Consider the following 17,594-nt stretch of genomic DNA (forward strand, 5'->3'; position numbering starts at 1 on the left):
GGCCCCGGGTTTGAGCGGCCCGATATCTGGCATCCACTCTTTGGGGGTTGCCTCCGGCACGTATCGTGAGTGCCTGCGGACCGTACGCAGGCGGAACGGCCCGCCGGGCGAACGGAATTGACCGACGGGCTGCCGGGGGTGGCGACGTGGACGACTATGCGGGACGGGTGCTCGCCGACCGCTACCGCCTGCCCCTTCCGCCGTCCGACGAGTACGAACTCACCGAGACCCGGGCCTTCGACACGTACAGCGGCCAGGAAGTCCTGGTCCGGCAGGTGCCGTTGCCGGAGGTCGTCGAGGCCGAGGTGCTCGACGCGGACGGCCTGCCCGACGGCTTCACGGCCCGGGACAGCGGTGTCCGGCACCCCGGCAGGCGGTCGCCGGACGCGGGCGGCGGCCCCCGGCGGCCGGCCGACCCGGTGGTACGGCGCGCCGTCGAGGCCGCGCAGGCCGCGGCCGCCGTCCCCGACCATCCGCGACTGGACCAGGTCTTCGACGTGTTCGCCGAGGGCGGCTCGCTGTGGATCGTCAGCGAGCTGGTGGCCGCCAGGCCGCTGGCCGCCCTGCTCGCCGAGCAGCCGCTCACCCCGTACCGGGCGGCCGAGGTGGCCTCCGACGTCCTCCTGGCGCTGCGGGTGCTGCACACGTACGGCTGGGTGCACCGCAACATCACCGCGCGCACGGTGCTCGTCTGCGACGACGGGCGCGTGATGCTGACCGGCCTGGCGGTCGGGGCGGCGGAGGAGGCGCTGTGCGGGTACGACCCGGTTCCCGCCCCCGAGGGCGAGGACGGCCCGGGCGCGGCGGTCGCCCCTGACGGAACCTTCGGCCGGGGCGCGGGCACGAAGACCAGGGCGCTCGGCCCCGGCGGATCTGGGGCGGAGGACGGGCTTCCTGGTCCGGGTCCTGGGGGTGTGGGCACCGGGATCTCCGGTCCTGGTGGTCGCGGCGGTTCTGGTGGTCCTGGCGATCCTGGCGGTCTTGGTCTTCCTGGTGGTCCTGGCGGTCCCGGTGGCCCCGGGGCCGGGCGCGCCGCCCCCGGGGGTGTGCGGACCGGGATGCTCGGACCCGGCGGTGCCGATCCCGAGGCTGCCCGGCGGTCCGCCATCGAGGCGCGGACCGCCGGCGGGCTGCCGGTACCCGGCGCCCAGGGGCCGGGCGGCGCTGCCGCCGGGCTCGCCCCCACGCCGCTCACCGCCGCCGGGGACGTGCGCGCCGCGCGTGCCGGGGCGATCGCCGCCTACCGTGCCGGTGCGCGGGCCGCAGCCCGCGTCCAGGAGGCGCAGAACGGCCGCGCGGCCCTGCCCGGCGCCCGTCCCGCCCCCGACGACGACACCGACGCCGTCCAGCCGCCCCGTGGCACGGGCACCGGCACCGGGGCCGGGTCCGGCGGGGCGCGGCCCCCCTACGCGCCCGGTCAGGACCAGTCCCCGCACGCCGTCGGCCCCGGTACGCCCCCCGCCGACGCACGGGCCGCCGAAGCGACCGGTCACGACACCGCCCCGCCCGGGCAGATCACCGACCCCTACGGCGTACGGACGGCCTCCTGGCACGGTGCCACCCCCCGCACCACCGACGACCGTGCCACCTCCGCCCCCGACGCCCCCGCGGCCCTCTCCTCCGCGCCTCCCGCCCCCGCGGCGGGACGGGACCTGCCCGCCGCCCCGCGGCAGGACCCCGGCCCCGCGACCACCACCGGGAACTGGGACGACCCGGCCGCCCGCACCCCCGCGCCGCGCGGCCCGGCCACCGCACTCGCCGCCGAACGGGCGCGGCACACGCGGATGGCCGTGGTCGGGCCGGTGACCGAGCGCTGGGCGCCGGAACAGGCCGGGCCCGTGCACGAGAACTGGCAGCTGGCCGCGCCCATCGGACCCGCCACCGACCTCTGGGCGCTGGGCGCGCTGCTCTTCCGCGCCGTACAGGGCCACGCGCCCTACCCGGAGGACTCGACGGCCGAGCTGGTGCAGATCGTGTGCGCGGAGCCGCCGGCGTTCGCCGAGGAGTGCGGCCCGCTGCGGCCCGTCGTGGAGTCGCTGCTGCGTCAGGACCCCACCGAACGCATCGACTTCGAGGAACTGAGCGGCTGGCTGCGCTCACTGGTCAGGTCGGCACCGGAACCGGAGGCAGGCCTGCACGTCGTCGCGGCCCCGCCCGCCGAGACCGGCCGGCTGCCCATCGTGCGCCGCCGGGGCGAGCTGGTGCGCAGGCGGCGTGCCGGGCTGCCCGCGCACCACGGGCGGCACAAGCGGGGCAGACAGGAGACGGCCCGTTCACCGCGCAGCCTCGGCCGGACACTGCTCCTGCTGATACTGCTCGCCCTGGCCGGAGCGGTCGCCTACGCCCTGTTCTTCATGCCGAAGAGCGACACGGGCGGCACCGGCCCCACCGACCGGACGGGCGCCGCCGGAGAGGCGAGCCCGGCGCCGCCCGAGCGGTCCCCGGACGTCAGCAGCGAGCCCCGGCCGGAGCAGACGTCCCCCGAGTCCGGGCCCAGTGCCTCCCGGACGGGGAGCGGCTCCACCGAGACGCAGACCAACCGCCCCGACGTCGCCGACGGCTTCACCCTCCGCGAGGACGCCGAGGGCTTCCGCGTCGCGGTCGCCGAGGGCTGGACCCGCACGCCCCGCAACGGCAGCGGCCAGGTCGTCTACGGCAAGGGCGACTTCGAGCTCATCGTCGTACCCGGCCGGGACCGCGCGGCCGAGTTCGGTGACGACCCGATGGTCTACCAGCGCGACAGCGAACCCGAGCTGGAGTCGTACCGCGCCTCCAGCTGGGCCACCTCCAGCGGGCTGAAGACCATCGAGGTCGGCGGACGGACCATGGCCGAGGGCCAGTTCACCTGGACCGGAGCCGACAGCGGCGAGCTGTACGTGCGCAACGCCGCGATGCTGATCGACGGGCGCTACCACGTGGTGCAGGTCCGCGGCCCGGCGGCGGAACGCGACGAGGTGACGCGGCTGTACGAACAGGCGGCGGCGAGCTACCGGTACACGGGCTGACTGCCGGCCAGCAACGGTCGGTGCGACGGCTGTTCGTCCGGAGTGGTTGTCGTCTGCCGCGGAAAGCGACAACCGTCACAAAGGCGGTTCCGCGCCACCCCACCCGTTCCCCGGACGCGGGCCGGTCCCTAGTCTGGCCCTGGACAAGACCATTGCGGGGCAACGTGAATCAGATGCAGGGCCGGCTCGTCGCGGGCCGTTACCGGCTCGAGGACGCCATCGGCAGCGGCGGCATGGGCCGGGTGTGGCGCGCACACGACGAAGTGCTGCACCGGACCGTCGCCATCAAGGAGTTGACCGCCGCGCTCTACGTCTCCGAGAGCGACCAGGCGATCCTGCTGGCACGCACCCGGGGGGAGGCGCGCGCGGCGGCGCGGATCAACCACTCGGCCGTCGTCACCGTGCACGACGTACTCGAACACGACGGCCGGCCCTGGATCGTGATGGAGCTGGTCGAGGGCCGCTCACTGGCCGACGCGGTCAAGGAGGAGGAACGGGTCGAGCCGCGGGAGGCCGCCCGGATCGGCCTGTGGGTGCTGCGCGCCCTGCGCGCCGCGCACACCGCCGGTGTCCTGCACCGCGACGTCAAGCCCGGCAACGTACTGCTCGCCGACGACGGCCGGGTGCTGCTCACCGACTTCGGCATCGCGCAGATCGAGGGCGACTCCACCATCACGCGGACCGGGGAGGTCGTCGGCTCCGTCGACTACCTGGCACCCGAACGCGTCCGCGGCCACGACCCGGGCCCCGCCTCCGACCTGTGGGCGCTCGGCGCGACGCTGTACACGGCGGTGGAGGGCAGATCGCCGTTCCGCCGTACGTCGCCGCTCACCACCATGCAGGCGGTCGTGGAGGAGGAGGCCTCCGAGCCCCGGTACGCCGGACCGCTCGGGCCCGTCATCAGCGCCCTGCTGCGCAAGGATCCGGCCACCCGGCCCGACGTCACCGAGGCCGAGCAGATGCTCGCGGAGGCGGCGGAGGGACGGCGTCCGGACGCGGCCCAGGCGTATGTGCCGACGCAGTACGCGGGCCCGCCGGGGCACGGCGGCACGGCCCCCTGGGGAACTCCGGGGCAGACGGGCGGGAACACCGCGACGCCGTTCCGGCCGATGACCGGCCCGACGGTGGTCGGCCCCGCGGCGACAGGGCATCCGGCGTCCGGCGACCCGACGGCGGGCCCCACGCCGATGGGGCACGCGCCGATGGGCCCCACACCGATGGGGCACGCGCCGACGGGGCCCGCGCCGGCCGGACCGGCGGGCGCGGCCGCTCCCCAAAGTTCCCGGCGCCGCCGGCTGCGCACGCTCGCCCTGGTCGTCGCCGTCGCGGCCCTGGTCGGCGCGGGCACCGTGGTGGTACTCCAGCAGCAGGACGAGGGCGGCGCGTCGGCCGGTCAGGACACCACCCACTCGCCGTCCCCCTCCATCTCGACCTCCACCTCCACATCCCCTTCCACCTCCCCCTCCGCTTCCGCCACGACCGGCAAGGATCCCGGCACCTCCGTCCCGGCCGACTGGATCCGCCATGACGACCCGCTGGGTTTCAGCCTCTACCTGCCCGAGGGGTGGCAGCGGACGGAGTTCGACGACTCCGGGGAACTCCAGCAGGTCGACTACACCCCAAACGGCGGCGAGCACATCCTCCGCATATCCGTCGACACCGCTCCCGACTACAACGACCCCTACGCGCACCAGCTCGACCTGGAGGTGCAGCTCCACCGCCTGGTCGGCTACCAGCGCGTCACCATGGAGCGCTCCACCTACCGCGACCGCGACAGCGCCCGGTGGGAGTACGCCTGGACGGCGCTGGCCAAGGACACCCCCTTCCCCGGACCGCGTCGCGCCGTGGCGGAGACGTACATGTCCCGCGACGGTGTCGAGTACGCCTTCAACATGTCGGGGCCGGCGAACGACTGGCCGACCATGCGGCAGCGGTTCAAGTCGGTGCTGCAGAGCTGGCAGGAAAGCACCGGCTGACCTCCGCCGTACGACGGCCGGCAGCCGGCCGGCAGCCGGCCGGGCGCCGCCCGGGACCCGTCGGTTGTCGGCCACCCGTGTGACAGCGGTCCGGAGTCGGTGCGTCCGGTGCGGCATGATGGGACGCATGGTGACCGAGGGGGCGGGCGGGCGTGTCATCGCGGGCCGTTACCGGCTCCATGAGCGGCTCGGCCGCGGCGGCATGGGCATCGTGTGGCGAGCGACCGACCAACTGCTCGCCCGCGAGGTGGCCGTGAAGGCGCTCCCCCTCGACGAGAGCCTCTCCGCGGCCGAGGCCCGGCGGCGCCGCGAGCGCACCCTGCGCGAGGCCCGGGCGGTCGCGCAGCTGAGCCATCCGCACGTCATCGTCGTGCACGACGTGGTCGAGGCCGACGCACGCGCGTACATGGTCATGGAACTGGTCGACGGCGGCTCGCTCGCCGACCGGGTGCTGACCCACGGCCCGGTCGACGCCACCGAGGCCGCCCGGATCGGCATCGCCCTGCTGGGCGCCCTGCGCACCGCGCACGCGGCCGGCATCCTGCACCGGGACGTGAAGCCGTCGAACGTGCTGGTGGCCGAGGACGGCCGGGTCGTCCTCACCGACTTCGGCGTGGCCCAGGTGGCGGGCGCCACCACGCTCACCGAGACCGGTTCCTTCGTCGGTTCCCCCGAGTACACCGCCCCCGAGCGGATGTCCGGTGCCGGGACCGGGCCGGAGTCCGACCTGTGGTCTCTGGGCGTGCTGCTGTGCGCCGTCCTCAGCGGCGCGTCCCCCTTCCACCGGGACTCGCTGGGCGGCGTCCTGCACGCCGTGGTCACCGAGGAGATCCGCCCGCCCGCCCAGGCCGAGCCCCTCCTCCCCGTCGTACGGGGCCTGCTGGAACGCGACCCGGGACGGCGGCTGGACGCGGCGGAGGCCGAACGGATGCTGCGCGCCTTCCTGGCCACGGGCCGTACGCCGGCGCTGCACCAGGACGGTGAACCCCGGCGCGTGACGCGGGGCGTGCTCCTCGCGGTGCTGCTGGTCGTCGCGGCGGCGGGCGCGGGCGTCACCACCGCGGCGCTGCTCGCGGACGGTGATGCCGACGGCGGCGGTACGCCGACGAGTTCGGCGCCCGCCACGACGGAGCCGATGGCACCGTCCGCCGCGTCTTCCGAAGCCTCTTCCGATGCCTCTTCCGATGCCTCTTCAGAGGTGTCCACCGAGGTGTCCTCCGATGCCTCCTCCGCAGCTTCCTTCGCGTCTCCGTCCCCCTCGGAGTCCGCCGCAACGCACCTAAACAGGAGATAAGCGGCAGCGTGCGTCACGGGTCTGTGACCGCGGGCCGCGGGCGGTGGATACGCACGCGTCCGGCGCGATATGGATGATCCATGAGCAGCAACGGGGGACCTCGCAACGGGTCGGACGAGCCGACGAGTTTTGGCCTGCAACCACCGAACCCGCCCGTCGCCGTGCCACATCCCGGCAACCCGTACGCGGCACCCACCCAGGTCGTACCGCCGCGGGCGCGGCCGCGGTCCACGCCCGAGCCCGCCGGGCCGCCCGCACAGGACCCGGGCGCCGGGCGGCTCATCGCCGGCCGCTACCGGCTGATCGCCAAGCTCGGGCACGGCGGCATGGGCACGGTGTGGCGGGCCAAGGACGAGACGGTGGACCGCGAGGTCGCCGTCAAGGAGCCCCGCGTACCCGACCATCTTCCCGAACGGGAACGGGACAACGCCTTCGAACGGATGCGCCGCGAGGCACGCGCCGCGGCCCGGCTCGACCACCCCGCGGTGGTCGACGTGCACGACGTGGCCGTGGTGGACGGCCGGCCGTGGATCGTGATGGAGCTGGTGCGAGGCCGCTCGCTGGGCGACGCGTTGCAGGAGGGCACGCTGGGCGCGCGGGAGGCGGCCCGGATCGGTCTGCAGGTGCTCGGCGCACTGGAGGCCGCGCACGCGGCGGGCGTCCTGCACCGGGACGTGAAACCGGACAACGTACTGCTCGGCCGGCACGACCGGGTCGTCCTCACCGACTTCGGCATCGCCCAGATCGAGGGCGAGACCAGCCTGACCGACACCGGCGGCTTCGTCGGCTCGCCCGAGTACATCGCCCCCGAGCGGGTGCTGGGCCAGCGCCCCGGCCCGGCGAGCGACCTGTGGTCACTGGGCGTGGTGCTCTACGCCGCGACGGAGGGCGTCTCGCCGTTCCGCCGCAGCAACACCCCGGCGACGCTCCAGTCCGTGCTCAACGCCGCGCCCGCACCGCCCGCCACCGCGAAGGGACCGCTGGCCGAGGCCATCACGGGCCTGCTGGACAAGGACCCGGCGCGCCGCCCGGACGCCGCCCGGGTCAGGGCCCTGCTGGACGCCGCCGCCAACCCGCCGGCGCCGGCGGCCACCCAGGTCGTACGGGCCGCCGAGGGCGACGGACCGTCCGGGCCGGTCTCCGGATGGAGCGTCCGGCTGGGCCGCAACGCGTGGATCACCCTCGGCGCGGCGGTCGTCGCGGCGGCGGTGGCGTCGTACCTGGTGGTCGCGGACCCCTTCGCGGGGCCCTTGCCGGAGGGGTGGAAGAGGCAGGCACTCGGCACGAAACACGGCATGAGTGTCGGCGTGCCGGCGGCGTTCGTGAAGCTGAAGCACCCCGACGACTGGGACGGCACCACCGAGTCGTTCGCGGACCCGAGCGGTGCGGTCACCGTCCACGTGGACCGCGACATCAAGGCCGACGACGATGACGGCAAGATCCCGGACTCCGCCATGGCCAACGCGTGGGCGGACTGGGACGTGTTCAAGGACGGCGAGTACTCGTCGAACTTCGCCGACGAGCCCGCTCCCAAGGGCGAACCGGTCGCGACCGAGTACAAGGACGGCAGAGCGGCCGAGAACGTCATCGCCTACACGACCACGGACACGCAGAACCCCCGCAAGCGTGAGTACCACGTCGTCTACTACCGGGCCGGCAACGGCGACATGTACAAGGTGTCGATCGACTACCCGCGCGAGGGCTACTTCGCCGAGGACGGACGGGACATCGCCCGTACGGTGATCGCCAACTGGGAGATCCGCAATCCCTGACGGAGGACCAGGGCCGGATCGTCGCGCGGCGGTACCGCCTGGGCCGGATCGTCGCGCGGCGGTTCCGCCTGGGCCGGTTCGTCGCGCGGCGGTTCCGCCTGGGCCGGTTCGTCGCGCGGCGGTTCCGACTGGGCCGACGCGCCGGGCGCCGTCCGCCGGGCGCTCGAGGAGACCACCGAGGGCCTGGCGGCAGTGGTCGGCGACCCGGCCCACTCCGGGGCGGTACGCATCGATCAGGTCAGCCCTCCCGCGTAACGCCCTGATCAGCGGGTTCGCTGCCAGCGATCACTGGCATTGTGTGAGCACTCGGTGAATCCCGATTACCGACGGGTACACAAAGCCCTCGCGGCGTCATACCCTGCGGCTCATGACGGACGCGCAGGCCCCGGAAATCACCGGCACGAACCCTCTCGCCCCCGCCCCGGCGGGCGCCCGCACCGCCGCCGACGTGGTCACGCCCGAGCTGGTCGCCCAGCTCACCAAGGGCGTGGCCGGCTCCGGCCGCACCGCCAACCACACGCCGTTCACCGGTGAGAAGCTGGCCGACCTGCCCGAGTCCACGCCCGAGGACGTGGCCGCCGCCTTCGAACGGGCCCGCGCCGCCCAGGCCGTGTGGGCCCGTACACCGGTACGGCAGCGCGCCGCCGTCCTGCTGCGCTTCCACGACCTGGTCCTCGAACGCCAGGCCGAGGTCCTCGACCTCATCCAGCTGGAGACCGGCAAGGCCCGTCTGCACGCCCACGAGGAGGTCCAGGCCGTCGCCGTCGCCGCCCGGCACTACGGCCGCAAGGCACCCGCGTATCTGCGGCCCAAGCGGCACACCGGCGCCGTACCGGCCCTGACGAAGGTCACCGAGCTGCGCCACCCGCGCGGCGTCGTCGGCCAGATCGCCCCCTGGAACTACCCGCTGGAGCTGTCCGTCGGCGACGCGCTCCCCGCCTTCGTCGCGGGCAACGCGGTCGTCATGAAACCCGACACCGAGACCTGCCTGACCGCTCTGTGGGCCCGCGACCTGCTCATCGAGGCCGGGCTGCCCGCGGAGGTCTTCCAGGTCGTCCTCGGCGACGGGCCGGTCGTCGGCCCCGAGGTCGTCAGGCACGCCGACTACGTCTCCTTCACCGGCTCCACCCGCACCGGCCGCGAGGTCGCCCAGGGCGCCGCCGCCCGCCTGGTCGGCGTCTCCCTCGAACTCGGTGGCAAGAACGCCATGCTGGTGCTGGAGGACGCCGACATCGAGAAGGCGGCGGCGGGCGCCGTACGCGCCTGCTTCTCCTCGGCCGGCCAGCTCTGCATCTCCATCGAGCGGCTCTACGTCCACGAGTCCGTCGCCGACGCGTTCCTGGAGCGCTTCGCCGCCCGCACCAGGAGCATGCGGCTCGGCACCTCCCTCGCCTACGGCGCCGACATGGGCTCGCTGGTGGGGGAGCGGCAGCTGGAGACCGTCGAGCGGCACGTGGCGGACGCGGTCGCGCACGGCGCGAAGCTCGTCGCCGGCGGAGTCGCCCGCCCGGACATCGGCCCGTACTTCTACGAGCCGACCATCCTCGACGGGGTCGCGGCCCCCATGACCGTGTGCACCGAGGAGACCTTCGGCCCGGTCGTCTCCGTCTACCGCTTCACAACCGAGGACGAGGCGGTCGAGCAGGCCAACTCCACGCCGTACGGCCTGAACTCCTCGGTCTGGACGAAGGACGCCCGGCGCGGCCGCGACGTCGCCGCCCGCCTGCGCACCGGCACCGTCAACATCAACGAGGGCTACGCCCCCGCCTACGGCAGCGTCCAGTCCCCGATGGGCGGCATGAAGGACTCCGGCCTCGGCCGCCGGCACGGCTCCGAGGGCATCCTCAAGTACACCGAGGCCCAGACCGTCGCCCACCAGCGACTGCTGCCGATGGCGCCGTCGCTGGGGATGGACGACGAGAAGTACGCGGCGTTCATGAACCGGAGCCTGCGCCTGATGAAGGCCTTCCGCCTCCGCTGAGCAGCCCTGTACAGCCCTGGACAACCGTCACCCGTACCCGTTCTCGACGAGGAGAGCACGTGTCGCAGGAGAAGTCCGTCCAGACCCAGGACGAGAACGGGTACGACTACGACGTCGTCGTCGTGGGGTCGGGGTTCGGCGGATCCGTGTCCGCCCTCCGCCTCACCGAGAAGGGGTACCGGGTCGGCGTCCTGGAAGCCGGCCGTCGTTTCACCCGCGAGTCGCTGCCGAAGAACTCCTGGGACCTGAAGAACTACCTCTGGGCCCCCGGGCTCGGCATGTTCGGCATCCAGCGCATCCACCTGCTCGGGAATGTCATGGTCCTGGCAGGCGCCGGGGTCGGCGGCGGGTCCCTCAACTACGCCAACACCCTCTACGTGCCGCCGAAGCCCTTCTTCGACGACCCCCAGTGGCGGGACATCACCGACTGGCACGACGAGCTGACGCCGTACTACGACCAGGCCCGGCGCATGCTCGGGGTCCGGCTGAACCCGACGACGACCCCGTCCGACGTGCACCTGAAGGCCGCAGCCGAGCGGATGGGCGTCGGTGACACCTTCCACATGGCGCCGGTCGGCGTCTTCTTCGGCGACGGCCGGGACGCCGGCGGCACGACGAGGGCGAAGCCGGGGGAGCGGGTGGCCGACCCCTACTTCGGCGGCGCGGGCCCCGACCGCAGGGCCTGCAACGAGTGCGGCGAGTGCATGACCGGCTGCCGCCACGGCGCGAAGAACACCCTCAACGAGAACTACCTGTACCTCGCCGAGAAGGCGGGCGCGGTCGTGCACCCGATGACGACGGTCGTCTCGGTCACCGACGACTCCCGCGGCGGGTTCGCGATAGCCACCCTCCCCACCCACCGGCAGAAGAAGGGCGCGGGCCGCACCTTCACGGCCCGCCGGGTCGTCCTCGCCGCCGGCACCTACGGCACCCAGACGCTGCTGCACCGCATGAAGGCGAGCGGCCGGCTCCCCCACCTGTCCGACCGGCTCGGCGAGCTGACCCGCACCAACTCCGAGGCCCTGGTCGGCGCCCAGACCGACGACCGGCGCTACCGCAGGGCCACCGGCGAGCCGCGGGCCGACTTCACGCGCGGCGTCGCCATCACGTCCTCGATCCACCCGGACGCCGACACCCACATCGAGCCGGTCCGTTACGGCAAGGGCTCCAACTCGATGGGCGGCCTGTCGATCCTCCAGGTCCCCTACGCCGGGCCCACCGCCTCGGGCGCCTCGCGCGTCCTGGGCTTCCTGGGCCACGCGGCCAGGCACCCCACGCGGGTCCTGCGCTCCCTGTCCAACCGGCGCTGGTCGGAGAGGACCATCATCGGCCTGGTGATGCAGTCACTGGACAACTCCCTGACGACGCATCTGAAGCCGACGGGCATCGGCAAGGGCCTGCTCACCGCACGCCAGGGCCACGGCTCGCCCAACCCCAAGCAGATCAAGGCCGCGACGGAGGGCGCCTCGGCCCTGGCGGCCGAGATCGGCGGCTTCGCCGGCTCCAACGTCGGCGAGCTGATGGGCACCCCGCTCACCGCGCACTTCCTGGGCGGCTGCCCGATCGGCGCCTCGCGCGAGAGCGGCGTCATCGACCCGTACCACCGGCTCTACGGGCATCCCGGCATCTCCGTCGTCGACGGTGCCGCGGTCTCGGCGAACCTGGGCGTCAACCCGTCCCTGACCATCACGGCCCAGGCCGAGCGCGCGATGTCGTACTGGCCGAACAAGGGCGAGAGCGACCCGCGCCCGGCCCAGGGAACGGCGTACGAGCGCCTCGCCCCCGTCGAGCCGAAGTCCCCGGCGGTCCCGGCGGAGGCCTTCGGCGCGCTGCGGCTGCCGTTCCTGGGGATTCCGGCGGTGCCGCCGAAGAAGTAGCGGCAGCGGACACACAGAAGGACCTGCGCCCCCCTCCGAGCGCAGGTCCTTCCCGTCTTGCGGCCCTACTGTTCTGCCGTCAGGCCGTACCGCTGGTTACGCCTCGATACCGGCCTTGCGGCGACGCACCATGAACACCGCGCCGCCACCGACGACGACGGCGAGCCCGCCGGCGAGGCCGATCATCGGCAGCGCGGAGCTGGAACCGGTCTCGGCGAGGCTGCCGGTCGGCAGCTGGGAGACGTTGCCCTGCGGCTTCTTCACCGAGATCTTGTCGCCCTTTCCGCCCTTGCCGCCCTTGTCGTTCGGCGTGGCGGTGCCCGGAGCGGGGTTGCCGGAGCCGGGCTTCAGGACCTGGAAGTCGTACTGGGCCCAGCCGGAGGCGATGCACTCCTGGCCCTCGACGTTGTCCAGGTAGGCGCCGAAGGCGAAGGAGTAGGCGTCGCCGGCCGGGGCCTTGGCGTCGATGCTGACCCGCAGGTCGACGGTCTTGCTCGCCTTGGCCTTCAGCTTCTCCACGAAGAAGAAGTAGTCACCGGCCCACTCGTCGCTGCCGATGCGGTCCCAGGCGCCGGTCTCGGGGTTCTTGAACTCCAGGTCGACGTACGAGCTGAGGAACTTCGACTCGTCCTCGAACTCGTAGTTCCCCACCTCGGCGTAGAACGCGACTTCCTCGACGTCGGTCTTCGACTCGTTGGTGACGACGAGCTGGAACGCGTGGTGGCCGTCGCCCGCGACGATCTTGCCCGGCAGGCCCTTGATGTCCGCCGACACCTTGGCGGCGGAGTACTCGGAGTCGAGCTCCTCGCAGAACGGGACCTCGGGCTCCTCCGGCTCCGTCGGCTCGTCGGTCGGCGCCGACGTCGACGGGGCGGGGGCGGTCGTCCCGGAACCGCCGGGGGTGCTCTCGTCGTCGGACGGGGTCGACGCGTCGTCCGACGGCGTGGACTGGTCGTCGGACGGTGTGCTCTGGTCGTCGGACGGCGTGGACTGGCCGTCCGTCGGGGTGCTCTGCCCGTCCGTCGGGGTCGTCTTCCCGTCGGAGGAGTCGTCCTGGTCGCCCGAGGAGGTGTCCGTCCCGGACGAGGAGCTCGCTGCCGGGGACGGGCTCTCGGTCGCGAAGGCGGCCGGTGCCGACAGGAGTGCCAGCGGAGCGATGACGGACGTCGCGGCCATGGTCACGATGGCGCGGCGAAGCTTCATGAAGACCTCGTGAAGTCAGGCGTACCGCGTGTGTGCGGTACGGGGCTCTGAGGAGGCCTCCGCGTGTGGGACGCGGTGGACCCTTCGGACCGGTCTGCTCGATCGGTTCGGCCTGTTTGATCGGCGAAGTCTGTGAATGGTTGTCCCCGAACTCACAGAGACTTTATGTGTCCCGCGTCACTCCTGTGGAGGAAGAGGAAGAGGAAGAGGAAGAGGGCGAGGGAGAGGGGGAGGCAGAGGGCCGGGAGGGGAAGGAGGGGATGGCGGGGCATGGCGAAGGGCCCCGCGGGAGGTGCGTCGCGGGGCCCTTCCTCGGCCAGCACCGGCGTCAGGGCAGCACCGGTGCCTGGGGAGCGGCGCCGGGGGGCTGCGCCGCTTGTCTCCAGTGGCGTGAGTGGTGGTGTGTGGGGCTGCGTACGGGACTCGGCCCGGTCCGCCGTACCGCATCGTGCTGGACGGGGACGGCCTCCGCAGCCGCTCGGTCCGGAACCGGACCCTTCTTCCGTCGGCCGGCCCCGGGAGTCCCCGGAGCCGGCCGTTCTCTTGGGTGACCGGGCTGCTGTCCCCTGCCGTCCGGTCACTTTTCTGGAGCGAGGTCCCACGACGCACGGCACGATCCGCACGTCTCATCGCTCCAGCGAGCCACGCGTGGTTCTTTCGGGCCCGCCCCTGGCTGACACGGACACCGGGACCAACGACGGGCTCGGGCACCGGTCACGCGCCGTACGGGTGAGAAGACGCCCGGACTCGGCCGCGGCACTCAGACGCGCCCGCGGCACAGCTCCAGCATCGTCATCGCCAGCGCCGTACCCGGCTTGCCCAGCGCCTGGCGGTAGTGGTCGAGGACCTCCATCTCGCGGGAGAGGTTCACGCGCCGGCCACCGGAGGTGATCCGCGCCTCCTGGATGACGGCGGAGACGGCCATCCGTTCCTGGATCAGCCCGATGATCCGGTCGTCGAGGGCGTCGATGCGTTCACGGGCGCCGGTGATCACGTCGGCGGCCTCGGTGGTGCGGGCGCCGGTCTTGTCGGCCATGTCTGCTGCGGTGACGGTCATGTCGGTGGCTCCTCGCCGAAGGGGTGGTGGCTCCGGCCGACAGTCCCGGAAACGCCAGGCGCCCCGGACCTTGTCGGCCCGGGGCGCCTGGGAAGTCGCTTGTCAGTTGCTCAAGCAGCACGACCATGGCAGCCGGTGGGCCGGTTGCCATAGGTAAAGACGAAGGTCTGGTGCGTGAGCATGGGCCCAGTATGCCCCGGGGACGGACGGTGTCCAAGCCGGTTCGTATGGTGAGACGTGCGGGCGGTGGTCCCCGGGCACCGCGGGCGGGACGTGTCACCTGCCCACCTCGGTAGAATCGGAGGCACAAGACCCCCGCCCGACCGCCGGAAGGCACCCCGTGTCATCAGCGACTCCCGCTGCCGCCGCCCCCGACACCGTCCTGGTCGTCGACTTCGGCGCGCAGTACGCCCAGCTCATCGCCCGCCGTGTCCGCGAGGCGCGGGTCTACAGCGAGATCGTGCCAAGCTCCATGCCGGTCGCGGAGATGCTCGCCAAGAACCCGGCGGCCATCGTTCTCTCCGGCGGCCCCTCGTCGGTGTACGAGCCCGGCGCCCCGACCGTCGACCGCGCCCTGTTCGAGGCCGGCGTCCCCGTCTTCGGCATGTGCTACGGCTTCCAGCTGATGGCGCAGACCCTCGGCGGCACCGTCGACAACTCCGGCGCCCGTGAGTACGGCCGCACCGACCTGACGGTCTCCAAGCCGTCCTCCACCCTCTTCGAGGGCACCCCGGCCGAGCAGGCCGTGTGGATGTCCCACGGCGACGCCTGCTCCGCCGCCCCCGAGGGCTTCACCGTCACCGGCTCCACGGACGTCGTCCCGGTCGCCGCCTTCGAGAACGACGAGAAGAAGCTCTACGGGGTCCAGTACCACCCCGAGGTGATGCACTCCACGCACGGACAGCAGGTGCTGGAGCACTTCCTGTACCGCGGTGCGGGCCTGCGCCCGAACTGGACCACGGGCAACGTCATCGAGGAGCAGGTCGCGGCCATCCGCGAGCAGGTCGGCGACAAGCGCGCCATCTGCGGCCTGTCCGGCGGCGTGGACTCCGCCGTCGCCGCCGCCCTCGTCCAGAAGGCCATCGGCTCCCAGCTGACCTGCGTCTACGTCGACCACGGCCTGATGCGCAAGGGCGAGACCGAGCAGGTCGAGAAGGACTTCGTCGCCGCGACCGGCGTGCAGCTGAAGGTCGTGGACGCGAGCGAGCGGTTCCTGAACGCGCTGGCCGGGGTCTCCGACCCCGAGGAGAAGCGGAAGATCATCGGCCGCGAGTTCATCCGCGTCTTCGAACAGGCCCAGGCCGAGATCATCGCCGACGAGGGCCCCGCCGTGGAGTTCCTCGTCCAGGGCACCCTCTACCCGGACGTCGTCGAGTCCGGCGGAGGCACCGGCACGGCGAACATCAAGTCCCACCACAACGTCGGCGGGCTCCCCGAGGACCTCGAGTTCCAGCTCATCGAGCCGCTGCGCCAGCTGTTCAAGGACGAGGTCCGGATGGTCGGCCAGGAGCTCGGCCTGCCGGACGAGATCGTCCAGCGCCAGCCGTTCCCGGGCCCGGGCCTCGGCATCCGGATCGTCGGCGAGGTCACCAAGGAGCGGCTCGACCTGCTCCGCGAGGCCGACGCCATCGCCCGCGAGGAGCTGACCGCGGCCGGCCTCGACCGCGACATCTGGCAGTGCCCCGTGGTGCTCCTCGCGGACGTCCGCTCCGTCGGCGTCCAGGGCGACGGCCGCACCTACGGCCACCCGATCGTGCTGCGGCCCGTCTCCTCCGAGGACGCGATGACCGCCGACTGGTCCCGGCTGCCGTACGACGTGCTCTCCAAGATCTCGACGCGCATCACCAACGAGGTCAAGGACGTCAACCGGGTCGTCCTCGACGTGACCTCGAAGCCCCCGGGGACGATCGAGTGGGAGTGACTCCCGGCCCTATGCGCGCCTGACCGTGCGCAGGGGCTCCCCGGGCTGCCAGACCTGGACGACCAGGCAGTCGCCCTCGACGCAGGTCCGCACGACCTCCGTCAGCTCGGTACGGAAGAGGTGGAACGGCTCCGGCGGTTCCACCTCTTTCACGTACGCGGCCCGCGCCTCGGCGTCCTCGACCTCGACGGCCCGGCCGCCGATCCGTACGTCCCCGCCCCCCATGCCGGTGCCGTCTCCCGGGTTCGCCTGCAGCGCGAACCTCGGGTCGCGGCGCAGGTCGAGCGCCTTCAGCGAGCCCGGCATCATGCCGAGCCACAGCTCGCCGCCCAGGAAACGCACCTCCAGACCGCTGGTGCGGGGTGATCCGTCCCGGCGCAGGGTGGCGAGGGTGTGGTGGGTGTACGCGCCGAAGCGTGCCTCGACGATCGCGGCCAGTGCGGGTTCGGCGGTGGCGAAATCGGCCCAGCCGGCGACGATGCTTGATGTCATGCACCGAGTGTGGACCCGATACCCGACACGTCGTGTCAGGTATCGAACCGGAATTCGTCCGTGCTCAGAAGTCCCTGAGTACGGCCGCCTTCGTCACGGCGAACTCCGCATCCGTGAGAACGCCGCTGCGGTGCAGCTCGCCGAGCTCGCGCAGCCGGCGCAGCAGGACATCGTGATGATCCGCCGGGGACGGTACGGCGGGCGCCGGCGGTACGGCGGGTGTGCGCCGGCGGGGCGGGAACCCGCTCCCCACGCACTCCGAAGTACCGTCCGCGCCGTCCGCGCCGCACGTACGGGCCGATGGATGCGGCAGCCGGGCCGTGACCGCGGTCGCGATCAGCGCGGTGAGCAGATCGCGGCGGGCGTTGCCCCACAGGTCCAGGGCGTACGGGTCCTTCTCCGGCGGCAGCGTGGAGGACACCGTCTCCCGGGTCACGAACCGCAGGAAACCGTCGCCCGTCCCTGAGTTGGGAAGCCACTCGACCTGTGTCAGGTCGCCGATGTCGATGATCCGCGGGCCGGTGGCGCGCTTGACCCGGTCGGAGGTGTCGGCCCAGTCGACCCGAACCCGGGCGCCGTCGAAGGAGACCGTGCCGTCGGAGGAACGCACCGAGACCGGCACCGGCGGCCCGGGCAGCAGGTAGGTCTTCGTGGGCTCCTTGGGGATCCGGTCGAGCAGCAGCGCGTGGCGGATCTCCTCGGCGACGTACTCGGCGACCCCGCAGCGGTCGGTCTCCACCGTCAGCCGGTACGGGTCCGCCGCGTCGGGCAGCCGGCCGCCGGTCGCCTGGAGGAGGGGGTCGGCGCCCTCGCGCAGCCGCAGACGCAGCCGCCCGCGTTTGCGTTCCGGCTCGAAGACGACGCCCGCGACGGCCTCCAGCGGCACCGAGACCTCTCCGTACGTCTGCCGGAACAGCGGAACCGAGCGGTGCGGACCCGGCGTGATCCGGACCGCACTGCCGTCGAACGCCCAGGTCCCGTCGCGCTGGATGATCTCGGCCATAAGGGAATTCTCG

At 72.9% G+C, this 17,594-nt stretch carries 11 protein-coding genes; 7 read left to right on the forward strand and 4 right to left on the reverse strand.

Annotated elements, in window-relative coordinates; translation table 11 throughout:
• The first annotated feature begins 146 nt into the window (after window positions 1-146).
• From ACZ7G3_RS01505 to ACZ7G3_RS01530, 6 genes are all read left to right on the forward strand, one after another.
• The gene (locus ACZ7G3_RS01505; protein WP_470922774.1) at window positions 147-3,005 is read left to right on the forward strand and encodes a protein kinase; all 2,859 of its coding nucleotides are present in this window, start codon (window positions 147-149) and stop codon (window positions 3,003-3,005) included.
• A 173-nt stretch (window positions 3,006-3,178) separates the two neighbouring features.
• Entirely contained in the window at window positions 3,179-4,981 is a 1,803-nt protein-coding gene (locus ACZ7G3_RS01510; protein WP_470922775.1) for a serine/threonine-protein kinase, read from the forward strand.
• Window positions 4,982-5,099: 118 nt separating this feature from the next.
• The gene (locus tag ACZ7G3_RS01515) at window positions 5,100-6,275 is read left to right on the forward strand and encodes a serine/threonine-protein kinase (RefSeq protein WP_470923181.1); all 1,176 of its coding nucleotides are present in this window, start codon (window positions 5,100-5,102) and stop codon (window positions 6,273-6,275) included.
• A gap of 80 nt (window positions 6,276-6,355) precedes the next feature.
• On the forward strand, window positions 6,356-8,047 hold the full coding sequence (locus ACZ7G3_RS01520; protein ID WP_426597190.1) for a serine/threonine-protein kinase: 1,692 nt from the start codon (window positions 6,356-6,358) through the stop codon (window positions 8,045-8,047).
• 367 nt (window positions 8,048-8,414) lie between these two features.
• Window positions 8,415-10,028 (forward strand): succinic semialdehyde dehydrogenase, encoded by a 1,614-nt coding sequence (locus ACZ7G3_RS01525; protein WP_470922776.1) that lies wholly within the window; start codon window positions 8,415-8,417, stop codon window positions 10,026-10,028.
• 59 nt (window positions 10,029-10,087) lie between these two features.
• Complete coding sequence (locus tag ACZ7G3_RS01530; RefSeq protein WP_470922777.1) at window positions 10,088-11,905, forward strand: GMC oxidoreductase; 1,818 nt, start codon at window positions 10,088-10,090, stop codon at window positions 11,903-11,905.
• 96 nt (window positions 11,906-12,001) lie between these two features.
• Here ACZ7G3_RS01530 and ACZ7G3_RS01535 read toward each other — a convergent pair whose 3' ends face one another.
• Window positions 12,002-13,108 (reverse strand): LAETG motif-containing sortase-dependent surface protein, encoded by a 1,107-nt coding sequence (locus ACZ7G3_RS01535; protein WP_470922778.1) that lies wholly within the window; start codon window positions 13,106-13,108, stop codon window positions 12,002-12,004.
• 760 nt (window positions 13,109-13,868) lie between these two features.
• Complete coding sequence (locus tag ACZ7G3_RS01540) at window positions 13,869-14,165, reverse strand: chorismate mutase (RefSeq protein ID WP_426597186.1); 297 nt, start codon at window positions 14,163-14,165, stop codon at window positions 13,869-13,871.
• 340 nt (window positions 14,166-14,505) lie between these two features.
• Here ACZ7G3_RS01540 and guaA point away from each other — a divergent pair, with 340 nt between their 5' ends.
• The gene (guaA, locus tag ACZ7G3_RS01545) at window positions 14,506-16,086 is read left to right on the forward strand and encodes a glutamine-hydrolyzing GMP synthase (RefSeq protein WP_426597185.1); all 1,581 of its coding nucleotides are present in this window, start codon (window positions 14,506-14,508) and stop codon (window positions 16,084-16,086) included.
• 9 nt (window positions 16,087-16,095) lie between these two features.
• On the opposite strand, the gene ACZ7G3_RS01550 is transcribed toward guaA, so the two are convergent.
• Window positions 16,096-16,578: a pyridoxamine 5'-phosphate oxidase family protein gene (locus ACZ7G3_RS01550; RefSeq protein ID WP_470922779.1), complete on the reverse strand. Its 483-nt coding sequence runs from the start codon at window positions 16,576-16,578 to the stop codon at window positions 16,096-16,098.
• A 64-nt stretch (window positions 16,579-16,642) separates the two neighbouring features.
• A complete protein-coding gene (locus tag ACZ7G3_RS01555; protein WP_470922780.1) occupies window positions 16,643-17,581 on the reverse strand; it encodes a DUF4429 domain-containing protein in 939 nt (312 codons plus the stop codon).
• Between the last annotated feature and the right edge of the window lie 13 nt (window positions 17,582-17,594).

Source organism: Streptomyces sp. NPDC037271, assembly GCF_055603605.1.